Origin of the sequence: Arhodomonas sp. KWT2 (genome assembly GCF_041949875.1) — a bacterium.
Lineage (GTDB): Bacteria > Pseudomonadota > Gammaproteobacteria > Nitrococcales > Nitrococcaceae > Arhodomonas > Arhodomonas aquaeolei.
Map to the genome: position 1 here is coordinate 23,050 of NZ_JBHFPQ010000016.1, position 7,475 is coordinate 30,524.

At 71.6% G+C, this 7,475-nt stretch carries 5 protein-coding genes; 4 read left to right on the forward strand and 1 reads right to left on the reverse strand.

Annotation, left to right across the window (positions count from 1 at the left end; translation table 11 throughout):
- Positions 1 to 423: 423 nt before the first annotated feature.
- Positions 424 to 1,551, reverse strand: coding sequence for a zinc-dependent alcohol dehydrogenase family protein (locus ACEZHJ_RS00550; protein ID WP_259201018.1), 1,128 nt, complete (start codon positions 1,549 to 1,551; stop codon positions 424 to 426).
- 1,145 nt (positions 1,552 to 2,696) lie between these two features.
- On the opposite strand from ACEZHJ_RS00550, the gene ACEZHJ_RS00555 reads away from it, so the two are divergent.
- From ACEZHJ_RS00555 to ACEZHJ_RS00570, 4 genes are all read left to right on the forward strand, one after another.
- Positions 2,697 to 3,587, forward strand: a complete 891-nt coding sequence (locus ACEZHJ_RS00555; protein WP_375036118.1) for a LysR family transcriptional regulator — start codon at positions 2,697 to 2,699, stop codon at positions 3,585 to 3,587.
- A 16-nt stretch (positions 3,588 to 3,603) separates the two neighbouring features.
- The gene (locus tag ACEZHJ_RS00560; protein ID WP_018716323.1) at positions 3,604 to 4,515 is read left to right on the forward strand and encodes a DMT family transporter; all 912 of its coding nucleotides are present in this window, start codon (positions 3,604 to 3,606) and stop codon (positions 4,513 to 4,515) included.
- Between the two features lie 199 nt (positions 4,516 to 4,714).
- Positions 4,715 to 6,220 carry an ExeA family protein gene (locus ACEZHJ_RS00565; RefSeq protein ID WP_375036119.1) on the forward strand — a complete coding sequence of 502 codons (1,506 nt, stop codon included), beginning with the start codon at positions 4,715 to 4,717 and terminating at the stop codon, positions 6,218 to 6,220.
- Complete coding sequence (locus tag ACEZHJ_RS00570) at positions 6,221 to 6,901, forward strand: general secretion pathway protein GspB (RefSeq protein ID WP_375036120.1); 681 nt, start codon at positions 6,221 to 6,223, stop codon at positions 6,899 to 6,901. It begins immediately after the preceding gene.
- The last annotated feature ends 574 nt before the right edge of the window (positions 6,902 to 7,475 follow it).

A 7,475-nucleotide genomic window follows, 5' to 3' on the forward strand; every position in this document is an offset into this window, starting at 1 on the left:
CTGCGGGGTGGTTCCCCCGGCATGGCGGTTCCACAAGCCCGCCGGCCCTGGGAGACCCCCTCTCCCCCAACCCCTCTCCCGCAAGGGGAGAGGGGCACTGCGCGGCCGCACACCGGTTGCTCCTGGCAGCCGACGCCCTCCGGCGAGGCGATCGCGCAGGTCATGCACCGAAGTCACACAACGCCACGGCCTCATGCCGACAACGGATACCGCGCACGACCTGTGGCCCTGCCGACCCACACTCCGTGCCCCTTTCCCTTCACGGGTGAGGGGCTACGACCTGTGACCTTGCCGACCCACGCTCCGGACCCCTTTCCCTTCACGGGTGAGGGGCTACGGCCTGTGACCTTGCCGGCCCACGCTCCGGGCCCCTCTCCCTTCACGGGAGAGGGGCTGGGGAGAGGGTGTTCACGATCACCGGCCCTAGTCGAAGATCACCACCTGACGGATCGCCTCGCCAGCGGCGAGCCGCTCGAAACCCTCGTTGAGCTCATCCAGGCCCAGGCGATGGGTCATCAGCCGCTCGATGGGCAGCTGCCCCTGAAGCATCATCCGGGCGAACCGGGGGATGTCGCGCACCGGCACGCAGGAGCCGACATAGGACCCCTTGAGGGTGTGCTCATTCGCGGTCAGCGACACCGCCGGGATCGTCAGCTCCGCCTTGGGGTTCGGCAGCCCCGCGGTGACGGTCGTGCCCCCCCGGCGGGTGACGTCGTAGGCGAACCTGAGCGCCGGCGCGGCACCGGCGACCTCCACGGCCAGATCCACACCGCCCCCGCTCAGCTCGCGGAGCTCCGCGACCGCATCCGGCGCGTTCGGGTCGACGGCATGGGTCGCCCCCAGTTCCAGGGCGAAGCCCCGCTTGTCCGCCGCCAGGTCCACGGCGATGATCTGGCTCGCGCCGGCGGCGATCGCGCCGAGCAGCGCTGTCAGGCCGACACCACCGAGGCCGACCACCGCGCAGCTCTGCCCCGCCTGGAGGTCGCCCGAGTTGAGCACGGCGCCGGCCCCCGTGAGGACCGCGCAGCCCAGCAGTGCCGCCTTGTCCAGCGGGATCGACTTGTCGATCTTCACGCAGGATGCCTCGGAGACCACCGCGTGCCGCGAGAAGGCGGACACCCCGACGTGATGGTTGATGGTCTCGCCGTTGCGGGAGATGCGCTTCCCGCCGCCGATCAGCGAACCCTTGCCGGCGGCGGCCGCGGCCGGCTCGCACAGCGCGGGGCGACCCTCCGCGCAGGGCACGCAGTGGCCGCAGGAGGGCGCGAAAATCAGCACCACGTGGTCCCCGGGCTGGAATCGGGTGACGTTGGGGCCGACCGACTCGACCACCGCCGAGGCCTCGTGCCCCAGCGCGACGGGCATGTCCCGGGGGCGGTCGCCGTTGATGACCGAGAGGTCCGAGTGGCACAGCCCGGCGGCGGCCATCCGCACCACCATTTCGCCGGATCCCGGCTCGTCGAGTTCCGCCTCGACGATCTCCAGCGGCCGGGAATCGGTGTACGGCCGGCGTGCCCCCATCTCACGCAGCAGCGCAATTTCGGTCTTCATCGGACGGTTCTCCTCTATCGATTGTTATCGCGTCGACCATCCCGCACCGGTCGACAGGGTGTCACGTTGTCCTGTTGATCCGTTCGCCATGCGTACACGACGTCATCTGTGCCGGAGCATACACCGCCCGGCCTGCCGGATGGGAAACCCCTGGTGGCGTTGGCCCTGCCCCCCGGAGACGCCGGCGGTGGACAGCACGGCGAAAAACGCGCATCGCGCCTTATCGGGAAGAGATCACGGACGATGCGCAGGAGGCAGGCGCAGTCGCGGCCACTGTCGGCGACGGGGTTGTCCACGTCCGCGGGTACGCCGGCATCAGGGCCGTGTACAACATCCACTCGCAAATCCACCGGAACGCTGCACGCCTGCGGCGCACAACCGACGCGGGGCCGTTCCGGCCCGTGGGGGGGGGCAGTGTCGGGCGTTCGCGTGGACCTGGCACCGCAGGCGAGCGACGGACATCCCGCCGGGCGGCGGACATACCAACCACGACCGCCGCTGTCGGTTGCCTTCGAGCAACCGACCTACCCGTGCTCACGGCGATTCGACCTCTGCCGTAGTCCGGCCGCGCCAGGCAGCCGATATCCCCATCAAACCCGACGTCGACCCGCTGCCCGAAGGCAACCAACAGTCGCCGGGGGACATGACGGTTGCGGGGCGTCACCGGCCGGCGGGTGGTCCAGGATCAACCTCTGCCGTAGGTCGGCCGCTCCTGGCAGCCGACATCCATCAAACCGGAAGTCGACCCGTTGCCCCTCGGCAACCGACCACCGCCAGGAGAAAATGACGGTTGCCTGGAGCGACCGCCCTACCCGGACTCATGGCTGTGCAGCGACGTCCACCTGCCCGGGGCTGACCCACAACGGCGTCTCTCCGGGCCGGTGGCTGGCGGCAATGACCGACGCTGCCCGCCGCTTTGCGATGAACCAAAAAAAACCCCGATCCGGAGACCGGGGTTGTTGCTAGCCGGGGAATGCATCGCAACAGACAGAAGGGTTGTATCAACCATGACTGCGGGTCACTGAAGACGGGGAGCCTGTCACGACCCGCAGTGGCCAGAGGCCGTAATCGACGTTACGCTTAGCACACTATCGGTGCAACGCATTCCACTTATAAGTGATATTCATTCAATGAATTTCAGGGGAATGGATCTCAACCTCCTGGTCGTCTTCGACGCCGTGCTCCATGAGGGCAGCATCACCCGTGCGGCAGCACGCCTGGAGATGAGCCAGCCCGCGACCAGCAACGCACTCAACCGCCTGCGCGAGCTCTTCCATGACCCGCTGTTCGTACGCCAGGCCCGGGGCATGACCCCTACGCCGCGCGCGCGTCAGCTCGCCGGCCCCATCCGCGAGGCGCTCACGCTGGTCCGCCATACGCTCTCCGAGCAGTGGCTGTTCGACTACGCCCACTCCCAGCACCGTTTCCGCCTGGCCATGAGCGACTACGGCGACTCGGTGATCCTCCCCCGGCTGCTGGATCACCTCGCGCGCGCCGCCCCCGGGGTCGAGCTGGACGTGGTCGCCAGCGAGCACCCGGCCGTGGCGCAGGACCTGCGCGGCGGCGAGATCGACCTCGCCATCGGCAACCGCGAGGACCTGGAACGGGAGTTCCGCAACGAGGGGCTGCTGCTGGAACAGTTCGTGTGCGTGGTCCGCTCCGATCATTCGGAGATCCGCGACCGCCTGACGATGCCGCTGTTCGCTTCGCTTCGCCACCTGGACGTGAGCCACACGCGCTACCTTTCGCGCCGCATCGATGACGCCCTCGCCGCCGACGGCCTCTCCCGCACGGTCGCCGCGGTGGTCCCGAGCTTCCTGTCCGTGGCCCCCATCGTGGCCGCCACCGACCTCGTCGCCACGATACCCTGGCGCGCCGCGCAGGCGTTTGCCGGAATGGGCGGACTGCGGCTGCTGCCACCGCCGCTGTCCCTCAAGGAGGCGCCGGTCAGCCAGTACTGGCACGCCAACACCGAAACCGACCAGGCGAGCCAGTGGCTGCGGCGCACCGTGCGCACCATCTGCCAGCAACTCTAGGATCCACCCGTCAGTCATGAGCGACGCCTACAGCACCCGCGGCCTCGTCACGGCCTATACCGGACTCGTCCTCACCGCCGCCTTCTGGGCGGGCAACGCCGTGGTCGCCCGCGGCGTGGTGGACACCATCCCGCCCCTGGCGCTGGCGTTCTGGCGCTGGGTGCTGGCTCTGGTGATCGTCCTGCCCTTCGGCCTGCGCCCGCTGCGCCGGGAGTGGCCGGTGGTACGCGCACACTGGCGCGCCATGCTGCCCATCGCCGCGCTCAGCGTGGGGGCGTTCAACACCCTGCTCTACCTCGCCGCGACCACCACCACGGCGGTGAACATCGCGCTGCTCAACTCCACGCTGCCCATCATCGTGGCCCTGCTCGCCTGGGTACTCCTTGGCGCGCGCATGCGCGGGGGCCAGGCGGCCGGCATCGCCGCCGCGCTGTGCGGCATCCTGATCGTGATCACCCAGGGCAACCCGGCAAGGCTGCTCGACCTGGACTTCCAGCCCGGCGACCTGCTCATGGTCGCGGCGGTCTCCTGCTGGGGGCTGTTCTCCGTGCTCATGCGCCGCCACCCCGTGCCGGTCTCGGCGCGCACCTTCCTCACCGCGCAGATCCTCTTCGGCGTGCCCGTGATCCTGCCGTTCTACCTGCTGGAGCTCGCCCTCGGCGGCGGCTTTGCCATGCGCCCGGCACTGGCACTGCCGTTCCTCTACGTCGCGATCTTTCCGGGGCTCATCGCGTTCTCGTGCTGGAACCTGGGCGTACGCCGCGTCGGCCCGTCGAACTCGGCGATGTTCCTCTACCTCATTCCGGTATTCGCGGCCGGGCTTTCCTGGCTGTTCCTCGGCGAGGGGCTAGCGGCATTCCACGGTGTCGGCGGCGCGTTCATCCTCGTCGGCCTCTACCTCGCCACACGTACGCCCACCGAAGACTGAACTGACTCCGGGCACCGGCACCGCCGGCCACGACATACCGGTGTGAACCTCGCCCCGGCCGACGAGACGGGCTGGCGCGCTGAAGAGCGACAGTGCCGCCGGGCCGGCGCGTAGTATGCTTCAGGGATGAGGCGCGACGCCCGGCGGCGGCGCTGTGGACGGGCACCGGCCCGTGGCGGGGACGGAGGGCGAAGAACGCATGTACGAGGCCGCCTACGGACTTCACGGCCGCGCGTTCGCGCTGCCTCCCGATCCGGGCTTCCTCTTCCTGGGCCGGGCCCACCGCGAGGCCCTCGCGCACCTGGTCTACGGCGTGCGCGAACGCACCGGTTTCGTGCTGCTCACCGGCGAGGTCGGCACCGGCAAGACCCTGCTCGCCCGCGCCCTGCTGGAGCGGTTGCCGGGGGACGTGGACACCGCCTGGCTGTACCGCCCGGCGGAGTCGACCGAGGGCTTCGTCGCCGCGGTGCTGCGCGAACTCGGTGAAACGCCTGAGCCAGACGCGGACGCGACCGCACTGGTTGCCCAGCTCAACCGCCGGCTGCTCGACGCCCACGCCCGGGGGCGCACCACGGTACTGCTGGTTGACGAGGCACAGACGCTGCCGGCAGCAGTGCTGGAGCAACTGCGGCTTCTCACCAACCTGGAAACCCGCCACGAGAAGCTCCTGCAGATCCTGCTCGTGGGGCAGCCCGAGCTGGCCGCGACCCTCGCGCGAACGGACATGCGCCAGGTCGCGCAGCGCATCACCGCACGCTACCACCTCCGCTCCTTCGAGCGCGGCGAGACCCGCGCCTACGTCCGCCACCGCCTCAGCGCCGCCGGCGGCGATCCCGGCCTGTTCACGGAGGGCGCCGTGCGCGCCCTGCACGAGGCGAGCGGGGGCATTCCCCGGCTGATCAACGTGATCGCCGACCGTGCCCTGCTCGGCGGCTATGCCCGGGGGCGGCGGCGCATCGGCCGGGGGCTCGTGCGCCAGGCCGCCCTGGAGCTCGGCCACGAGCACGACAGTGCCTGGCAGTGGCCCGCCGCGGCCATCGCCACCGTACTCGCGTCGGTCGCCGTGGTGTGGCCGTTCCTCGCCCATGACCGGGAACACGCCCCGCCCCGCCTGGAGGACCCGGCGAAGGTTGTCGCCACAGCGGCCTACACCCGTGCCGATGACGCGGTGAACGCGCTACTCGCGCGCATGGGCATCGCCGCGGACCGGGGCGACGGCGGCGGCCCGGCGGGATGCGCCCGGGCCCGGCTGGCCGGCTACGCCTGCCTGCACTTCGCCGCGGACTGGCCGGCGCTCGCCCGGCTCCGCCGTCCGGCCCTGCTGGAGCTGCACGAGGACGGCCGCGCCGGCAGCGTCCTCGCCGAGGGCGTCACCTCCGCCGGCGCGACACTCCGCCGGGGCAACACCACGCACCCCGCCTCACGCACGGCACTGCTGCCGCTGTGGACCGGTGACGCCCTGGTGGTCTGGCGCCCGCCCGGGCTTACCCCGCTGCCGGCGGGCCCCGGCGACGACGGCGAGTCCGTACGCTGGCTGCGCGGACGGCTGCACACCCCGGCACCGCCGGACCTGGCCACGCGCTTCGATCCGGCACTGGCGGCGCAGCTGCGTGACTACCAGCACCAGCTCGGGCTGCCCGTCACCGGGCGGCTGGATGCGGTGACCCTGTTCTACCTGCGCGAAACCGAGAGCGGGGAGGGCTGAATGTCCTATATCCTGGATGCCCTTCGGCGCTCCGAGTCCGAACGGCACGGCGACGGGCCGGGGGGCCACACACCGCCGCCACCCGTGCGCCCCCGCCGGCCGGCTGTAACGCCCGTGCTGGCCACCACCGCGGCGGGGATCGTCGCGCTGGCCATCGCGGCCTATCTGGCAACCCGCCCCACCCCGGCACCGGTCCCACCGGTGACCGGCCCGGTCGGCGAGTCGCTGCTGGCGGATGCGGCCGTGGACGGGCGGTCCACGGGCGACGGCGCGGCGGCCACAAGCCCCCCGGTGTCCAGGACGGTTGCGGCCGGCGAAGGCGCGGAGAACCACGCCGGGAGGAGCCCGGATACCGGCACCGGGACCGACAACGACCGCCGCCCTGCGGAGACCACGGATGCCAGAGCGCCGCCGTCATCCGGGGACGGCGGCAGCGCTCCGGTCACGGCCTGGAGCCAGCTGCCGCTGACGTACCGCGCCCAGGTACCGACCTTCGCGATCAACGTCCACGTCTATGCCCCGGAGCCGGCCCGCCGTTTCGTGATGGTGGACATGAAGCGCTACCGCGAGGGTGACACCCTCCCCGTCGGCCCGCGCGTCGAGTCGATCACCAGTGACGGGCTGGTGCTCGCCTGGCGCGGGCGACGTTTCCTCTGGCCGGTGGACGGCCCGCCGCGCTAGCGCCTCGCCCGGGCCCACGGCCGACAGGGAGATGCCGCACCCGCCCGCCGCTCAGCAACAGCTCGGCTGCTGGAAGGCAGCCGACATCCCCGCGCGACATCGGAGAACGCCGGGCGCCGCCGGCCCCTGGACAACGGCCGGGCTCGGCCGTACGCGTGGACCAGGCGTCGCAGGCGTAAAACGCCACCGGAGATGTCGGCTGCCAGGAGCAGCCGACCTACGAGCAGGGGAACGGCCGTGCCCTGGTACCGGGGCACGGGCGATGTCAAACGAGGTCGTGACCGGAGAGACCGGCATCGGGCCGCGGTTGGCCGCGTAGGTCGGCTGCTGGAAGGCAGCCGACATCCCCGCGCGACATCGGAGAACGCCGGGCGCCGCCGGCCCCTGGACAACGGCCGGGCGCGGCCGTACTCGTGGACCGGGCGGCGCAGGCGAATAGCGCCTCGGGAGATGTCGGCGGCCCGGCGCCGCCCACCAACCCCCGGGGGCCGGCCCGGGCCAGGGACCCGGGCCCGGGCGCTGGCAAACGCGGTCGGGTCCGGGGAGGCCCGGCGCGGGCCGCGGGGGGGCGCGG

Coding starts and splice junctions, on each gene's coding strand:
- ACEZHJ_RS00550 (WP_259201018.1), bottom strand. CDS start 1,551: ATGAAGACCGAAATTGCGCTGCTGCGTGAGATGGGGGCACGCCGGCCG.
- ACEZHJ_RS00560 (WP_018716323.1), top strand. CDS start 3,604: ATGAGCGACGCCTACAGCACCCGCGGCCTCGTCACGGCCTATACCGGA.
- ACEZHJ_RS00565 (WP_375036119.1), top strand. CDS start 4,715: ATGTACGAGGCCGCCTACGGACTTCACGGCCGCGCGTTCGCGCTGCCT.
- ACEZHJ_RS00555 (WP_375036118.1), top strand. CDS start 2,697: ATGGATCTCAACCTCCTGGTCGTCTTCGACGCCGTGCTCCATGAGGGC.
- ACEZHJ_RS00570 (WP_375036120.1), top strand. CDS start 6,221: ATGTCCTATATCCTGGATGCCCTTCGGCGCTCCGAGTCCGAACGGCAC.